17 protein-coding genes are annotated in these 16,743 nt (G+C 31.1%); 15 read left to right on the forward strand and 2 right to left on the reverse strand.

Going from position 1 to position 16,743, the window contains the following annotated elements:
* Both OO712_RS03515 and OO712_RS03520 read left to right on the forward strand, forming a co-directional pair.
* Complete coding sequence (locus OO712_RS03515) at positions 1-1,194, forward strand: Spo0J and IME4 domain-containing protein (protein WP_225866864.1); 1,194 nt, start codon at positions 1-3, stop codon at positions 1,192-1,194.
* Complete coding sequence (locus OO712_RS03520) at positions 1,184-2,203, forward strand: hypothetical protein (protein WP_109876626.1); 1,020 nt, start codon at positions 1,184-1,186, stop codon at positions 2,201-2,203. The genes OO712_RS03515 and OO712_RS03520 overlap by 11 nt, the downstream gene beginning before the upstream one ends.
* 195 nt (positions 2,204-2,398) lie before the next feature.
* Here the strand turns inward: OO712_RS03520 and OO712_RS03525 are convergent, their stop codons facing one another.
* Positions 2,399-3,394 carry a ParB/RepB/Spo0J family partition protein gene (locus tag OO712_RS03525; protein WP_109876625.1) on the reverse strand — a complete coding sequence of 332 codons (996 nt, stop codon included), beginning with the start codon at positions 3,392-3,394 and terminating at the stop codon, positions 2,399-2,401.
* 72 nt (positions 3,395-3,466) lie between these two features.
* Here OO712_RS03525 and OO712_RS03530 point away from each other — a divergent pair, with 72 nt between their 5' ends.
* The 3 genes from OO712_RS03530 to OO712_RS03540 are packed head-to-tail and all read left to right on the forward strand — an operon-like array spanning position 3,467 to position 6,918.
* Positions 3,467-4,492 (forward strand): ParB/RepB/Spo0J family partition protein, encoded by a 1,026-nt coding sequence (locus tag OO712_RS03530; protein WP_109876624.1) that lies wholly within the window; start codon positions 3,467-3,469, stop codon positions 4,490-4,492.
* Between the two features lie 19 nt (positions 4,493-4,511).
* The gene (locus tag OO712_RS03535; RefSeq protein WP_146195980.1) at positions 4,512-5,330 is read left to right on the forward strand and encodes a restriction endonuclease; all 819 of its coding nucleotides are present in this window, start codon (positions 4,512-4,514) and stop codon (positions 5,328-5,330) included.
* 28 nt (positions 5,331-5,358) lie between these two features.
* Positions 5,359-6,918, forward strand: a complete 1,560-nt coding sequence (locus OO712_RS03540) for a DEAD/DEAH box helicase (RefSeq protein ID WP_160049202.1) — start codon at positions 5,359-5,361, stop codon at positions 6,916-6,918.
* Here OO712_RS03540 and OO712_RS03545 read toward each other — a convergent pair.
* Entirely contained in the window at positions 6,913-7,665 is a 753-nt protein-coding gene (locus OO712_RS03545; RefSeq protein ID WP_109876621.1) for a hypothetical protein, read from the reverse strand. The genes OO712_RS03540 and OO712_RS03545 overlap by 6 nt on opposite strands.
* 118 nt (positions 7,666-7,783) lie before the next feature.
* On the opposite strand from OO712_RS03545, the gene OO712_RS03550 reads away from it, so the two are divergent.
* From OO712_RS03550 to OO712_RS03595, 10 genes are all read left to right on the forward strand, one after another.
* Positions 7,784-8,464, forward strand: a complete 681-nt coding sequence (locus tag OO712_RS03550) for an MT-A70 family methyltransferase (protein ID WP_109876620.1) — start codon at positions 7,784-7,786, stop codon at positions 8,462-8,464.
* Positions 8,465-8,467: 3 nt separating this feature from the next.
* On the forward strand, positions 8,468-8,716 hold the full coding sequence (locus OO712_RS03555) for an HTH domain-containing protein (protein WP_109876619.1): 249 nt from the start codon (positions 8,468-8,470) through the stop codon (positions 8,714-8,716).
* A gap of 716 nt (positions 8,717-9,432) precedes the next feature.
* Entirely contained in the window at positions 9,433-10,701 is a 1,269-nt protein-coding gene (locus tag OO712_RS03560) for a hypothetical protein (RefSeq protein WP_146195979.1), read from the forward strand.
* Positions 10,702-10,813: 112 nt separating this feature from the next.
* On the forward strand, positions 10,814-11,122 hold the full coding sequence (locus OO712_RS03565; protein ID WP_109876617.1) for a hypothetical protein: 309 nt from the start codon (positions 10,814-10,816) through the stop codon (positions 11,120-11,122).
* A 51-nt stretch (positions 11,123-11,173) separates the two neighbouring features.
* Positions 11,174-11,875, forward strand: coding sequence for a class I SAM-dependent methyltransferase (locus tag OO712_RS03570; protein WP_109876616.1), 702 nt, complete (start codon positions 11,174-11,176; stop codon positions 11,873-11,875).
* 90 nt (positions 11,876-11,965) lie between these two features.
* Positions 11,966-13,075 carry a PIN domain-containing protein gene (locus tag OO712_RS03575; protein WP_264953890.1) on the forward strand — a complete coding sequence of 370 codons (1,110 nt, stop codon included), beginning with the start codon at positions 11,966-11,968 and terminating at the stop codon, positions 13,073-13,075.
* A gap of 223 nt (positions 13,076-13,298) precedes the next feature.
* Entirely contained in the window at positions 13,299-14,477 is a 1,179-nt protein-coding gene (locus OO712_RS03580; RefSeq protein ID WP_109876614.1) for a DarT ssDNA thymidine ADP-ribosyltransferase family protein, read from the forward strand.
* Between the two features lie 113 nt (positions 14,478-14,590).
* A complete protein-coding gene (locus OO712_RS03585) occupies positions 14,591-14,863 on the forward strand; it encodes a hypothetical protein (RefSeq protein ID WP_109876613.1) in 273 nt (90 codons plus the stop codon).
* The gene (locus tag OO712_RS03590; protein WP_109876612.1) at positions 14,864-15,268 is read left to right on the forward strand and encodes a hypothetical protein; all 405 of its coding nucleotides are present in this window, start codon (positions 14,864-14,866) and stop codon (positions 15,266-15,268) included. It begins immediately after the preceding gene.
* A gap of 286 nt (positions 15,269-15,554) precedes the next feature.
* Positions 15,555-16,742, forward strand: coding sequence for an MFS transporter (locus OO712_RS03595; protein ID WP_109876611.1), 1,188 nt, complete (start codon positions 15,555-15,557; stop codon positions 16,740-16,742).
* Position 16,743: the final 1 nt, after the last annotated feature.

The raw sequence follows: 16,743 nt of genomic DNA on the forward strand, positions 1-16,743 counted from the left end.
GTGGATTTACATGTTAATCCTGAACTGTTTGCACTAGTTCCTGAACCAACAAAAGAAGATTTTGCTGCACTGAAAAAATCAATAGAGGCTAACGGACAACACAATCCAATTATTGTTTGGAAAGATCCTGTTTCAAGTAAAGATTTCATAATTGATGGTCATTCACGCTATGAAACTTGTAAACAATTAAAGATAGAACCAATAATAGAATACAAACAATTTGATAACTGGCTTGTTGCTATGAAATTTGCAGTTCAAGTAAATAGCAACAGACGACATCTTAGTGCTATTCAAAAAGTGGAGCTTGCTTTACGAGAGATTGAAATTGAAGGAAAAATTGCTAAAGAACGTCAAAAATCCACTCTTCCCAAGAAAGGCGAGAAAGGATTTCAAAAATCTGTGCCAAATGGCATGCACACTGGAAATACCTGTGAGATAGTATCTAAAAAAACAGGTCTAAGTTCACGAACTGTTGCACGATTGAAGCGAATATTAGATGATGGGACAGATGAACTAAAACGTGATGTTGCTTCTGGTAAAAAGACTGCAGCATCTGCTGAACGCCTAATAAAATTAGAACAAATTCATACAAACCCCATATCTTTGCCTGAGGGTAAATTCAAAATAATATTGTGTGATGTGCCTTACAAATATGATTTTGAGGGAGAAGGAGCACCAAACTATCCTACTCTGTCAGAAGAAGAAATTATCAAACTCAAAGACCAACACGGCAGACCCATAACTGACTTGTTTGCAACTGATGCAATAATCTTCTTCTGGGCACCATTTCCTAAGCTAGAAGACGCATTACGCATAATTCATGCCTGGGGATTTTCTTACAAAACGGGCATAGTCTGGTCCAAAGAAAAAGAAGGCATTTCACAGCAAGGAACAGGCCATTATGTTGTTGCGACTTGTGAGACAATACTCATTGCAACCAAAGGAAAACCAGGTATACCTCTACCAAAAAACAGACCTCTCGGAATACTTAGGGCACCAAGAACTAACACCCATTCTCAAAAACCAGACATTACAAGACATTGGATTGAAAAGATGTACCCTAATGAAAAATATCTAGAGTTGTTTGCAAGAGAAACTGCAAAAGGATGGACTGCCTGGGGCAATCAACTGGATTTCCCAAAAATAACCAAACCAGTTATCAAAAAAGGAATTTTGGATTATCTTGAAAGATAAAACATGTGACACAAAACCAACGTTTCAACAAAACTTTCCATATCATAATGATCATGCCATTGAGCAAAGTGAACCGTATGCCAACAATTTTGATAATGATGATGAACTATACAATGACTGGGAACTTGATGATTATCACTTGTTGACAAATTGGGAAACAGCAGAGCATAATGGTTGGAGACTTCCAGCAACAAAAGAACCTCATTATTGGTGTGCACAATGGAACCACAAGGGATGTATACATTCAGAAGATCATCAAACACATGACGGTAAAATATTCATAAGACGCTATCAACTTTCATGTTTCCGACCAGCTTGTAAAACATGCTGGGAGAAATGGATAGGAAGACAATCAAATGTAGCCACTAGAAAGATTGAAAGATATTCAAAAAAAGAAAACATCTCACCAATACATATCGTCCTTTCGGTATCTAATTGGGACTACGAACTAGATTACAAACAAATGAAACAAAAAGCAAGAAAGATTCTAAATGAAATTAAGATTAGAGGAGGAAGTATAATTTTTCATCCATTTCGTTTCAACAAGAAAATACGATGTTGGTATTTTTCTCCTCATTTTCACGTAGTGGGTTTTGGTTTTATTCCTAAAGGTTCTCTAGTTGATGCCTATCATCAAAATGGTTGGTTTGTAAAATATTTGGGAGTTAGAAAATCTGTCTTTGCTACGTTCTACTATCTGTTATCACATTGTGGAATAAGACATAGAACTCGTGCAACAACCTGGTTTGGTGACTTGTCATATAGCAAACTGGAAAAAGAAATTTTACCTGATTTTAGTAAATGCCCACTTTGTGGAAGAAAACTAACAGAGATTTACTATAAGGGATGGGATCCGCCAATAGAATCTAATTCATTTTTCGAAGGATTCTTAGATTCTGAAGGGTGGTGTGTAGTAATAACTGAAAAACACATAGAACCTTGTAACTTTGAATACGCTCCAACTAGAGAATTAAATAATTTACTACAAAGTTTAGAACAGGCAAGATAAAACAGATTTGTTTTTAGACAATGATTATAATATGATACCCTATTTATGAAACACAAATAAATTTAAGATAAAACATGCAAGCAATTGTATTCAAATTAAGAATAATTTAATGAAAATATTTACTATGGCAATAGCATTAAGGTATGAAAATAAACAAATTTAACATATCTCTTTTGAAAAAATATTCTATTTCATTTATTTAAAAAACTTCTTTAATTCTTTATAAAGATCAGTTAATGTTTTCTTTGATTCAGGATTTTCAAATATTTTTTTTCTTTCAAATTTGTTTAATTTATTCATGCTTTTTGAAACACTTGGAATTTTTTTAATCCAAGGCAATTTGCTTAAATAATTTTTTTCAGTGAATTCTAGAAATGCATCATCCACAGTCATTCTTGCGTCGTTTAGAAATTTTTTCAAAATAGCATCATCTTCTACAATTTTTCCAAAAGTTCTTAATCCTCCTTTTAATGAAACACTTGGAATTCTTGTTATACCATTTTTATTTGGCGTAATTAACTCAAAATAATTTTTTCTTGAAACTGGAGATTTAAAAAATTTTTGTTTTATTGTTCCTGGTGCATCTTTGAAAAAAGAATATTTCTTAGGGTCTACTTCATAATCTCCTTTTTTCTTACCATATTCAATAAATTCTAGATAAAATTTGAAATTATCTATTTCGTTGTCTATATAACTTCGTGATTTTCCTAACATGCTTGCAATGTCCTCAATACTTATCTTATTTTTCCAGAATAAATTGTAGATATGAGCTGCTTCATTAAATGCACCCCATGGAGTTTTACCTGTTTGTAAAATTGCCTTTTGAACTTCAAGATCAACTTGACTTGTACTATTTGGAACAACATGAGCACGTACTGATTTGTAGTTTATTCCACCAGATGACGGAATTTTTTTCTTAATTAATTCACGTAAAACGGTTACTCTCATATTTCCTTCAATCACCTGATAGGATCCATTTGCTAAATCATAAACCCAAATAGGATCAATTACACCATATTCATGAATGGAATCGAAAAGTCTGTTAAAAACTGGAGAATCTTGAATCTCTTCCATCATGTTTTCCTGAGTCCAGTTTTTAATACCACGTTCAATTTTTGAAAATCTTAATCTTGGGTTCTCATCATCTAACTGAATAGCTTCTACAGGAATTTCTTTTAGAATTGATTTCATATTGTGATTCTATGAATCTCTTAATTAAGATTTGATGGGGATTCTTAAATAATCATAATTTTATGAATATTTATGGTAAAGAAAACATCTGAAGATTATTTTGAAAAAACTATTCCAATCAAAGACATTACATTGGATCTAGAAAACCCTAGGTATCATGAAAAATTAATTCAAACGGGAAAAAAGAAGTGGACAGATGAAATGCTTCAGGAAATTATTGAGGATGAAGATATTTCAGATATTTTGCCATCGATTAAAGCTTCAGGTGTACGTGAGCCAATATGGATATTTGAAAAAGGTAATGGCAAGTATGAAGTACTTGAGGGCAGTAGAAGATTAGTTGTGCTAAGAGGATTAGTAAGGGATAAAGTTGATCCGCCTAATAGCAATATCTCATATGACAAGGTCAAATGTCATATTTATCCAAAAAATACGGATCCTAGATTCATAGATGCTCAGAGAGTGATTCTACAAACAGGTAAGAAAAAATGGGGGCCATTTAATGAGGCCTCGGCAATTTACAAGCTTGTTCACACAGATCGTTATACAACTGAGGAAGTAGCAAAAATGATGCGAAGTTCAGTAGGTTCAGTAAATAAGGAATTGGAGAACTATAAACACTATGTCGATTTCACCAAATTTATCAAAAAAGATAAAGTGCAAGGAATAGAAGATCCTAGAAAATATTTGTATTTTCAAAGAGCTAGTGCATATGTTAGAGACAGATTCTTTGGAACTTTAAAAGAAAAAGAAAAATTCTTTAAATTAATTACGCCAAATAAACATGGTGAAACAAGAATTCGTTCTGTATCATTAAAAGGAGGTTTGTATGATTTTAATAAATTTGCACAAAATGAAATTATTCTACAAAAATTCTTAAAAAATGATCGAATGACAATTGAAGATGCACTAGATGAATATCATGGTACGTCCATTAATGATTTGATGCCTTGGATCAAAAAATTAAAAGATGTGGCTAAAGGAATTAACAATATAGATGACGATGATCTTGAAAAACTCAAAAAAGAAACCGCCATTATGAATCAAATTAAACGAGTCTACTTGGGTTCTAAATCCATTATTGAATCTACAAAATGAATTGGAACTCAAAACTTTTGTGTCAAAAATTCTTTCAGACGAAGATGTAGATCATAAATTACGTAAATACCAAAAAGTTTTACTTTCACTTGAGGATGTGAACAAAAAAGGAAAATCCATAATCGTATCAAAATATGAAGAATTTGTCACTCAGCTTCAAAAACAATTGCAAATCAAACCTCTTTTGATAAAAGCTGATTGGAAAAATGAAGAAAAAGAAGAGGTCATGTTTGCTATGAAATATCATAAATTTAGAGAAGAATTTGAGATAGTAGTTATGCCAACATGGTCTGAAATTGGCATAGTTTCAAAATTGTACAATGAGTATCTTAATGAACAAATTAATGATAAAATCAAAAACTTGACTCAGCCACAATCAGTGGTATTAATTGAAAATGTACTAAGTGATTCAAAAATAGAGTGGATCAAAGATTTTAGATTAAATCCAAAAGCCTCAGATGATGAAGGTACTGATTTTACAGCTGTGCTATACATAGATAGAGATGGTTCAATCTCTCATGATGAATTTGGAAAATGGGTTGAAATTGTTGGTCAGTTAAAGCATCTAAAGGGCGAAATGGGTCCAAGTGATATGCGTGATTTCATAGGAACCATAAAGACTTCCAAGAAAAAGCATGGTATGGTAATTAGCACTAACGGATTTACCAAAAGAACTATTGATGCAGTTGACTCTTCAAAATTCACAATTTTCTGTTATGATTCAAATTTCATTACAGATCTAATCATAAAACATAAAATTGGAATGAAAGAATATCGAATTAAAGCAGGTTTAATTCCTGATGATGAATGGTGGGATGAAATTAGAATCTTTTCTTAGGCCAGCCCCATATCAATTGGTTCCTTTAATGAAATTACTACATAACAACCTAAATGGAATTCTTATTAGTGATGGGGTGGGTGTTGGAAAAACAATTTCAGCTGGTTACATACTTTTATTTCTTATTTCTAAACTTAATCAATCAGGTATTGTTGTATGTCCTCCATCTTTACTGATAAAATGGAAAGAAGAACTTGAATCAAAATTTGATCTTAAGGGAATTGTTGTCACTAATATTGAAGAACTTGCCACAATGGAAAATGAACTTCAAACTATCAGAAGTAAAAAAAGACCCACAGTCTACATTATGCCTTCGTCCATTTTGAATAAAATTAAGTTTGGCGAGAAAACTCAAGTAAGCGTGATTGTTTTTGATGAGATACATAATTTTAGAAATGATGAAACACTTGGATATAGAAATGCCAGAAAGATTTCTTTACATGCAGAATATCGAGTTGGACTAAGTGCAACACCAATCAATAACTCGATTGATGATTTTATCTCCGAATTAAGCATTTTATTCCCATTTAATAGCAGAGAAGCAGTTTCAATTCTAATTGATGATCTCTGGGATCAAAATAAATCAATGATAACTAATTCATTAGTAACACGATTTACAAAAGAACATCTTGGTATTCACTTTGCAAAAAGAATTGTCAAAACAGCCGAAATAGAGTATCCACAAGAATATATCAGAAAAATCAAAAACATCATCTCAAAAATTCCGACAACAAGAGACTCTTTTTTTGAAAAAGTCACATATTATAGATTGGCCGCAAGTAGTTCTCAAGCATTTAGTAAATCTGTTGGAATTAAAGAAGAATTGATTGAACAAGATCCAAAAATTTCTGCTGCAAGTAAAATTATGGATGAAATAAAGAATGAAAAATGGGTGATTTTTTGCGAATTTTCTGAAACCGTTAATGCAATTGAAAAAGAGTTTGTTAATAGATGGACTACTTTTGTAATGACTGGAGAAACACCTCTCTTAGAAAGGCAAAAAATTATCAATAATTTTCGAGAATCAGAAAAATCGATTCTAATTATGACACCCGTGGGATCTGAGGGATTAGATGTTCAGTTTTGTAGTGCTGTAATGAATTATGATTTGCATTGGAATCCAATGCGGATGGAACAAAGAATTGGAAGAATTGATAGAGTTGGTCAAGAAAAAGACAAGATCTATATTGTAAATTTACTTGTAAATGGTAGTATAGATTTGAGAATTTTGCAAGTCATTGAGGAAAAATTATCTCTGATTTCAAACTCCATCTTTGAACTTTCTTCACTAATTAAACAAAAATCAGATAAAGTAATTGAAATTTTTGATAAAAGATCATTTGATAGTGAATTTGAAATAAGTAAAAAATTCTTGCAATCATTGAAATACTGGGAATCTTTTCCGTTAGAAGATTATTCAATCATCCCTAAAATCAATATTGAATTGTGTAATGCTGAAAAATTATTGAAAAGTTCCAAACAAGAACATGTGAACTGGTTTAAAAATAATAAAGAATATACTAAATGGAAAAATGATTTTATAAAAAAATCAAAACCAATTCAAGAAAGAATTAATCTATATTCATGATGGAAGATTAAGCTCATTAAACATATTGAAGAGAATTTTATGGATTTCGCTATGTTCGGATTGAGATAATCTATAATCAAACCAGAAATATTGTGTATAGCATAATGCAGTAAGATTGTGTATACTTTGAGATGATTTTAATCCATCCAAGAATTTTTTGTTATATGTATCTCTACCAATTTTTAATTTATTTGCAAATTCTTTGTATTTGTAATTACTAAAAATAGAATATTTTCTGGCAACATACAATGATAGTAGGATGTACAGGTATTGTGGACTAACATCTCTTCGAAAATCATTATTTTCATCAAAAATCATAGGCAATATTTTATGCCTAAATTTGGACTCTTTTTTAAAAAATATTAAATTATAACGTAAAATCTCTCTAAATCGTAAAAATTCCCCTAGTCTTTCTTTATCTTTACGATTTGTAGATTGAAAAATTTCTTTGATGTCTTCTTTAATTATTTTATCTTTGTGTGGTAAAAATAATGCAGATTCTGTAGTAAGATGTCCTTGTAAAAAATTGAATAATTCAGTCCACTTCGGATTTTGTGATCTATTTTCTGCTTGACGTTGATTAAGATACCTTTGAATTTCTTTTTTCCATGTAGAACCAGCAGTGTTAATTGCAGTTTGATTTCCTCGTTTTCCCAATAAATGAGGAATAAAATTTTTATCAAAAGAATAAAATATTTCGTCTTTAAACTCAAACTTGAATTTTTTTAAATGAAAAATTCCTAACATGCAATTTTTATTAAAAATAAGAGCATTTATGGTTTTAAATTTATCCAGATCGCTATTTTTTGAGAAATTGTAGAAATTACCATGCTCTAATATATTATGAATTTTAATTCAAAATTATATGACACAGGAGATAACCGAAAAACCAACGGGTTATTCTATTTACAAAAAAACTGTCAAAAAGCGTACCATACGTAGTCATTTACCAGAAGAAAAATTTTATCCAGCATTACCAAAAACCAAATTTGATATAATTTATGCAGACCCACCTTGGGATTATAATGGAAAATTACAATTTGATAAAAGCAGCAAAGATAAAGAAAATCTCGACACATCAAAAAATCTATTCATAAGTACTTCGGGATTCAAGTATCCAACTTTAAAAACAGAAAAAATGAAAGAGATCCCTATTCAAAAAATTGCAAAAGATGATTCTTTATTATTTATGTGGACTACAAATCCTCATTTAGCACAATCCATTGAATTAGGAAAAGCATGGGGTTTTGAGTATAGAACTGTTGCTTTTATTTGGGATAAAATGGTGCATAACCCTGGCAAATACACACTTTCTAATTGTGAGTTATGTCTTGTATTCAAACATGGCAGAATCCCAACACCTAGAGGTGCCAGAAACATTCGTCAACTAATCAGAGTGCCAAGAGGAAAACATAGTGAGAAACCCAAAGAAGTCATGGTAGCAATTGAGGCAATGTTTCCACATCACAAACGAATTGAATTATTTGCACGGGAAAAAGTAAAAGGATGGAGTAATTGGGGATTGCATTTGGATCATTGGGGATAATTTATGAAAAAATCTAAAAATCTAAAAATTGTTGGTGTGAGAATGAGTGATGCAAATGATTCTATTCACGGTATCGTTGTACGTATTTTGAAACAATCTGGTAAACCTATGAGGGTTAAAGACATAACAGAAAAAGTATTAAAAATTAAAAAAATTCATAGTAAAACTCCCATGAATTCTGTTGTCAATAAATTACAAACATCAAAACATGTTATTCGTATCGGACACGGATTATATTCATATAAAGAATAATTTTAACCGCATTTCTCTTTTTAAAAAATCATTTATTCTCCTTACATGTTCAAAATTGTTTAGATACATGTCTAATCCCAATACATGTTCATTTAAAATAAATTCCATTTACAGTGTAGTTATTTTGAAAAATTTCAATTAAGGTTTTTTTAATATTCAATAATGATCTGTCACTAAAGATTCACTTTGTGTTTCTAAATAGTGATTTTAGACTCATTTTGAAGTTTATTAATCTGTTTTTCATAACTAAATTTTTCTGAATTTTATAAAATTGAGTTGATCTTACGAACTATTTTACAAATATGCCTTCAAATTTGCATTATAATATTCCATTAAATATTGCAATTTTACGAACAAATTCTGTAAAAAATACATAGAAATCTTACAAGAAAATTTTGCCAATCAGAGATTTGTTCGTTGAAAATTAATTCTAACTTGATCAAATCTAAAAGAAATCCTGGAAGTGACAAAATGCTACTAACACAAATACCTACAATCACTAATACCAGCATCAAATTTGTGTTATCCATAAAAAAAATACGTGAAAAAATATATGAAGAATTTCACACTTAAGGTGTGAAATGATATTTGCAAGATTGTATAAATGGTACGGTCTAGAATTTTTCAAAGAAAAATATCAACCTTCAGCATTAGAATTAATCAAAATTAGGAAAAATTTTCAAAAATTTAATTGGAGAAATAGTCATCAAAAATACTTGTTAACAATTGTTAAGATTTTAGCAGAACACGGCCCATCTACAATTTCTGAAATTGTAGAAAAAGATGGATTTCCTCAAGAGAAAAAAAGAAAATTAACTAGACATAAAATTTACTCAAGAATTATTGAAGGTTCAAAAGATGGCAAAGTCAAAGGATTACTCCCTCACAATATTCTCCACGTTGCGGAAAAAGTATTGACTAGTAAGCCTTCTAAAAAATATGAATTATCTTACTATGGGATTTTTTTAGCAATTCGTGTTTTTGCACAAGATGATTTTTCATTAGTTAACAATATGGAAAAAATTGGCAGAGACAGATTTGACGAAGTGCAAAAACAATTTATCACCGATAATATGATTTTTCTTGAAAATCTTGCAAAAAATTATTCTATTTTTCTCCCGTTAATTTTTGGAAAATGGGAATTTATAAAAAACAAATTTCCTGACGGAGCAGATTATCTAATAAAATTTGCCAAAGAGGGATATTATGAACAAGATCAAATTGAATACGATGAACCTTTCATGAATTCGACTATTATTGAAGATCTATATCCTGAGAATTCAAGCTTCCACTTCTTTCCAGAGCATTTTGATTGGAAAGAAGGAAATTTCTTTCAAGAAGAAATTACCATGTGGTTCTATACTTTACTATTAAAAAGCCATCAGGAATATGATTTTCAACAAAATTTGAGAATAGATCAAGAGGTATTAACTTGGTTTACAAATCATACAAATCGTGTCATAGCAAGACAAAAAGAATTACTATCTAATGCAAAAAATATTAAAAGATGGTTACAAAAAAACAAATCTGAAAAAATTGAGGAGTTTTTACAAATTGCATTAGATGGGATGTCATCAAATTATTGGAAAAAGGATCACAAATTAAGTCAATTACAAAAAAATATTTTAAAAATTGAAAATGAAATTGATAAAATTACTATTACCGAGAATGGAATGGGAAGAATTCTCGACATGGAAAAATACAAAAAATTAATTGATGAAATTGAACCTTTAAGAATGAATTTACGTGATAAAACCCGAAAAAAAATTATTAAAATCATGGAAAACCGTAAATTCTCAAAAAAGTTGGTTATAGAATACCTATCTGAAATACATTATATCTTAGAATCAAAATATTCTGAAAGATTATTCACGATTTCATTAGGTGGAGGTAAAAAACCTGGTTGGGGAGACATACCTATTAGACAAGTGCCTCCAGAAGAATTAAGACGTTGGATTCGAAGAAATAATTGGGACGTTAGTTGACTCTTTGTTATAATTTTTTTCATAATGTTGAAAACACTATTTTTGTAAATCATGGTACTAGAACATATAATAGTCAAACTAAGTTATTACTTACTATCACTACAACACAATATTGACCAGAAAAGTTGTGATTGATGAAGATATTCACGGTTGGTCCGAAGAGAATCATGATATGTTAAGGCCATACAAATCCATTATCAAAGTAGGAGAGGATTCTGAATCTTTGAAGCGAGGAAGTTCTGACGAAATAGTTGCGGATTATTGTAATGCAAATGGTTGTGATTTATTCACATCAGATGTAGGATTCTATGCAAAATGTATCAAAGCAGGAATTAAAACAATTCAGATTACAAATTGTGGTTTTTGGGAGAAAGGGAAAAAACAGATCTTTCTTGTCAAAATCATTGAAAGTTTAGAGTAGCTAAATAGATCTGCTAAGCTTTGTAAGCATGATCAACCATTATAAAATAAAATGTTAACTGGAAATTGGCCTATTAATTATACATTTGAGGATAGATATGAGCTAACAGGCATTACAGATTTTGTTTTAGATTATGCAAATAATTCAAAGAAAAAATTAATCATTTTAGATGTTGGATGTTCAAGTGGAATTGCCATGAAATATGTTCAAGATTATCTGAAACAGAAAAATATTGAAACATTCACTATTGGAATAGACATATCAAAAAATGTAGTAAAAGACGCTTCGAAAAATCTAGATAAATTCATCAATGAAGATTTACTTAATGTCAATGATTTTGTGAAAAAAGCGGATGTTGTAATTTGCAGTAAAGCTGCAATATTTGTTACAGGTGAAATAAGATATAAAATAATTAGAAAATGTTCAGATTTTCTCAAAAATGATGGAATTCTGATTACAGACGTAGATTGTTTTGAAAAATCAAAATTATCTGATGATTTGAGAGATTTTCTATGTGAATTTCCCACTTGGTCTTGTTTTAAAAACGGCATAGGGAAATTTAGTAAAGAATTTCGAAGAAGACAAAACATTCCATACAAGAAAAAAATGAAAAAAATGTCCAAAGACGAGGGATCAAAATACGCAGATGAAATTCTTTCGGCTTGGAATAGTTTTTCTTTCTTTAAAAAATTAGATTGGAAAATATCTATCATTCATAGGCGTTTTGCAAGTTCTATTGTACATGGAAGGTGAATTTTTCCTCTATGAGTCAAATGGACTCCCAAAAACGGTCTCAACCCACAGATTCACACACATTTCATGTTGATGTTTGTCAAATACTATTTGAGAAGAAAAATTAAATGCAGTTACGATGTTAGTAATATTCTGAATATAGACGAACACATATCAAAAGTGGAAACTTTTCTCGACAACGCAACAAAAGGATTGGATAGTGATACCCTGTTATGGCTTAAACAACAATTCGAAGAAAATATGGGAAATTTTATCGAGAATTGTTCTGGAGGCTTGAAAGTCACTATGGTTTTAGATGCAAACATCGCCATCAGTACAATTCAAAGATATGATTCAAATAAAAATTCCATTCTACATCATCTTAAGGATAATCCTATGTTTACCATAATTGCACCTCCATTAATTGAGGAGGAAGTAATCAAATTCATTGATTCGCCCGAACAAGCAAAATCCCGAACCAAACTTCGAAAAGAATGGAAACGACTTAAAAAAACTATTCAAATTAAGGAAGTTACTGACAAACGGATTTTGGAGGCCGCATTAAAGATTACATCAAGACGTGATCCAAAAGATTCTCAATATGTTGCATTATACATAGAAACAAACTCTAACGCAATATTGACCAAAGATGATGATTTTAATGATTTTTCTGTTAGAAAATTTGATATTACAAATCTAGATAAAGTTGTGGGAACGTTTCATAGAGGCGTTTACTCTTTTTTCATTTTTCATGATGCTTTTCCATTGGTTTTTGAATTATCAGGTAAAATCATTGCTGCCATATTAAAAAATGCAATATCTTTTCTCGCTCTTATTCTCTCTCTTGTAACTAATGCTGTCACAAAATCATTTGAAAAACTAATTGATTTATTTTCAAAAATGTCAAAAGGCACACAACAAGCTATAGGTGCGTTATTGTTAATTGGCAGTATTGTATCTATCATAATACTTGTCTTGAGAGAAGATGTGAGGGAAAAAGCAAGTAAAAAACTATCCTCACTTACAAAAAAAGCAAAAGAGATTATTGAAAAAATCTTAGAATGGATTACTAGATCATTTGAAATATTACGTACTTATGCTGGCAAGGCTGCCCCTTACGGAATCACATCCTTAGAAATTATAGCAGAAATACAGGAACATATAGATGCAATATCTGACGAATTAAAGAATATTAGTACGGATCCTGCTTCTTACGCATAATAGTATTGATCTTAAGATGACTATGATGGTAAAATTCTGAATACTAAAAATAACTTGTAGTAAAATGTAGGCATCCAAAGAAAATGAAGAACAGACCCCTGATAGATATGGTGTGTATGAATTTAATTACAATCTGTAAGTTTTCATTTTTGAATAAAATGACCTAGTTAAACAACATCTTTTCAATCATTTATTTAAAATACGTTATAATGAATGAAGCATTATGGATGAATTCAAAATTTATACATCCGATATAAGCCGATATCTGTTCTATATTACACATATTGATAACATTCCTTCTATGCTCCAAAATGGAATTCTTTCTCATAATCTAATTGAACAAGAAAATCTTGATTATACTCCAATTTATGACAGAGAAATTGTTTCTAACAGAAAAGAAAAAATGGTTAATGGAAAAAGTCTCTGGCATTTTGCTAATTTGTATTTCCAGCCTAGAAATCCCATGTTATATCGTGTAACCATGGAAAAATCGCCTGACGTTATAGCTGTAGTTGCTGTAGACAAAAAAATCCTGGATACCTCCAATGCATTTATCACAGATGGAAATGCGGCTAGTGAACCTACAAAATTCTATCCAAACACTAATTTCAAAATTATCGAAAAACAAATTAGCAGGATAACTGATTTACAATGGTGGACAGAAAGTAATGCAACTAAAAGACAAATCATGGCAGAATGTTTAGTACCCGAAAGGATCCCTCCAGAATTTATTAGAGCGATTTATGTCAGTAATCATGAACTTGCAGATAAAATACGACAATCAGTGTCTTCTAGTGTTTCTGTAATTCCAGAACCTTCAATGTTTTTCCAACCTGTAAGAAAAATACCACTTACCAATAATCTTTCATTGGTGGAAGGGGATTTGTTTTTTTCAAAAATGCAAACGCTTACTGTAAGTGTAAATTGTATTGGAATTATGGGAAAAGGTCTGGCTTCTAGAGCCAAATATCAATTCCCTGATGTTTATGTTTACTATCAAGATCAATGTAAAAGAAAAACACTTCGAATGGGAAAACCTGTATTATATCAACGTGAAGGTCCATATCATCAACAAATTGCAGATGATCCAAGTTCTTTAGGGAATAGAACAGATACGTGGTTTTTACTTTTTGCAACAAAACAGCATTGGCGTGATAATAGTGACATTAATGGAATCGAGAAGGGATTACAATGGCTTCTAGACAATTATGAAAGAGTAGGAATTAAATCTCTTGCAATTCCTGCTTTGGGTTGTGGTTTAGGACGATTACGCTGGGAAGATGTGGGACCAATTCTTTGTAAATATTTGTCTAAAATGGACATACCAGTTTGGGTGTATTTGCCAGCAGAAAAACAACTTTCAAATGACTTACTCACAAAAGAATTCTTACTAGATGATTAGATTTCATATTTGAAATTCAATTATACTTTGAGATTTCTATACCCAACTTGCTCTACTGGTGCGGTCAATATGATTAATCAAAATTTAATAAATTAGTATGAAATTAACATTTTATGGCAACTTGGAAACTATATGTTGAAAATAATAACTCTCTTAACGAAAAATGGATTCAGAAAGCTAATGAAAGCATTTCAAACAAATCAACAAAACTAGACAATTTTGAAGTAGATGATTCTCAATTATCTGCATCTTTGAATTATTTAGAAAAATGTGGTTATAATGAAATTAAACTCTGTGTTGTTGAAAAACGGATTGTTTTACCACCTTCAAATTCTTCACCATGTCCCAATTGCAAAGGTTCAGGACACGTTAAATCAGGGAATTAAATGTTTGAAAATTCTACTATGATAATTATTGTACCCATAATCAGTGCATCAATAGCTGCAGCAGGACTGATCTTTACTGGTCTTTCCTATCAAAATAATACTAAAGCAAAATATCTCCAAGTATTACGAGAATTTGATAATGAGATTTCTGAATTAGAAATGTCTCAAACACGTGTTTCTAATTATGATCAATTTGTTGCTCGTTATCTGAATATTCATGAACGATTGGCATTTCTGGCTCAAAACAGAAAAATTCCCGGTGATTTGGCAAACTATTATGATTCCAGTTTTGCAGCTTCATTAGGAATACTTCAAATGCCCAAATATCAACATCATGCTACTGATCTAGATAATCTAACTTGTTGGTGTAAAATGAATGGTATTGAACCTGGAAATCCTCCTTGATTTTATTATTTTACATATTTGATTTTATCTTGTAATTTTTACATATGTCTGGGACTTTTTTAGAAACAACTTACTCTACTGGTCTGATCTATTTCGAATAACTGCGTCCATTTTATTGCCCATGTTAGTAGGCATATCCCATCCGGTCCATTGGTCCGCCCCCACTGTGGGTTCAAATCCTACGGGACTTGAATGCACTGTGAGGTGTGACCGTTTTTTAATTATAGAAAAAATTCTGTATCTCACAATCAATTTATCATATATTCAATGAAAAGTTTTAGAAAACATGTCAGACTCTCCCAAAAAATACAGTTGGAAGAATGTACGAAATCTTGGGTTTGTGAGTTTTTTTACTGACATGTCATCTGAGATGATTTTTGGGATACTGCCAATGTTTATCATTGATGAACTAGGTGCAGGAAAAGCAGTTTTAGGAATAGTAGAAGGAATGGGAGAATCAGTTGGATATGGTACAAGAACTATCTCAGGAACCATTTCAGACAAAATAGGAAAAAGAAAATCACTCATACTGCTAGGATATGGACTATCAACTTTAGCAAAACCGTTTTTTGCAATTTCTACAAGTGTAGCACACATAGTAGGAATTAGAGTAACAGATAGGATAGGAAAAGGCATACGTACATCTCCAAGAGATGCCTTACTTTCAGATTCCATAGAGCCCACCAATATTGGCAAAGCATTTGGATTACATCGTACTATGGATCAAGCAGGAGCAATAATTGGTCCACTAATTGCATTTGGTTTGCTTTATTATTTTGAGGTAAGAGACATCTTTTGGTTTTCACTTATTCCAGGAGGAATTGCTTTGTTCATACTTGCACGTCACGTTAGTGAAAGAAAAATAACTCCAAAGAATCAGAGTGTTTTTTCAAACTTCAGAGATGTTCTTCACGGTAAATTTTTGTTGTACTTGATAATCATAATGGTTTTCTCAATTGGAGCATTCAACTTTTCATTTGTTTTAGTAGAATCCTCAGAGTTAGGATTAGAGAAGAATTTTGTGCCACTTGTATACGTAGTGATTAATGTTGCACATACTCTAATTGGAATGCCATCGGGAATTTTATCTGACAAGATTGGAGCAGAGAAAGTATTACTGATAAGCATGGGATTGTTTTTGATAACATCTTCAATCGGGTATTTTGAGACGGAATTTGTTCTGGTTGGCTTTGCGATGGCTGCAATCTTTGGTTTGTATCATGGCATGACGATAACTGCTCAAAGAACGGTGGTATCAAGATATGTTTCAGAGCAGTTAAGAGGCACCGCCTTTGGTGTGTATTATCTTTTTGTGGGAGCATCATTTCTTGTTGCAAATATCACTTTTGGGTTTTTGTGGGATGTATTTGATTCTCAAGCCGCATTTGGATACAGTATTACTACCAGTATTATTGGAATGGTTTTACTTTTAATATTCATCTACAAGAATAAACAAAAAACTAGTGATGTTTAGT

Origin of the sequence: Nitrosopumilus zosterae (genome assembly GCF_025998175.1) — an archaeon.
Taxonomy (GTDB): domain Archaea; phylum Thermoproteota; class Nitrososphaeria; order Nitrososphaerales; family Nitrosopumilaceae; genus Nitrosopumilus; species Nitrosopumilus zosterae.

What these genes read in the sequence shown, in the direction of transcription:
- OO712_RS03580 (WP_109876614.1), top strand. Translation starts at nt 13,299, where the DNA reads ATGGATGAATTCAAAATTTATACATCCGATATAAGCCGATATCTGTTC.
- OO712_RS03530 (WP_109876624.1), top strand. Translation starts at nt 3,467, where the DNA reads ATGGTAAAGAAAACATCTGAAGATTATTTTGAAAAAACTATTCCAATC.
- OO712_RS03585 (WP_109876613.1), top strand. Translation starts at nt 14,591, where the DNA reads ATGGCAACTTGGAAACTATATGTTGAAAATAATAACTCTCTTAACGAA.
- OO712_RS03540 (WP_160049202.1), top strand. Translation starts at nt 5,359, where the DNA reads ATGAAATTACTACATAACAACCTAAATGGAATTCTTATTAGTGATGGG.
- OO712_RS03590 (WP_109876612.1), top strand. Translation starts at nt 14,864, where the DNA reads ATGTTTGAAAATTCTACTATGATAATTATTGTACCCATAATCAGTGCA.
- OO712_RS03570 (WP_109876616.1), top strand. Translation starts at nt 11,174, where the DNA reads ATGTTAACTGGAAATTGGCCTATTAATTATACATTTGAGGATAGATAT.
- OO712_RS03555 (WP_109876619.1), top strand. Translation starts at nt 8,468, where the DNA reads ATGAAAAAATCTAAAAATCTAAAAATTGTTGGTGTGAGAATGAGTGAT.
- OO712_RS03550 (WP_109876620.1), top strand. Translation starts at nt 7,784, where the DNA reads ATGACACAGGAGATAACCGAAAAACCAACGGGTTATTCTATTTACAAA.
- OO712_RS03595 (WP_109876611.1), top strand. Translation starts at nt 15,555, where the DNA reads ATGTCAGACTCTCCCAAAAAATACAGTTGGAAGAATGTACGAAATCTT.
- OO712_RS03525 (WP_109876625.1), bottom strand. Translation starts at nt 3,394, where the DNA reads ATGAAATCAATTCTAAAAGAAATTCCTGTAGAAGCTATTCAGTTAGAT.
- OO712_RS03545 (WP_109876621.1), bottom strand. Translation starts at nt 7,665, where the DNA reads ATGTTAGGAATTTTTCATTTAAAAAAATTCAAGTTTGAGTTTAAAGAC.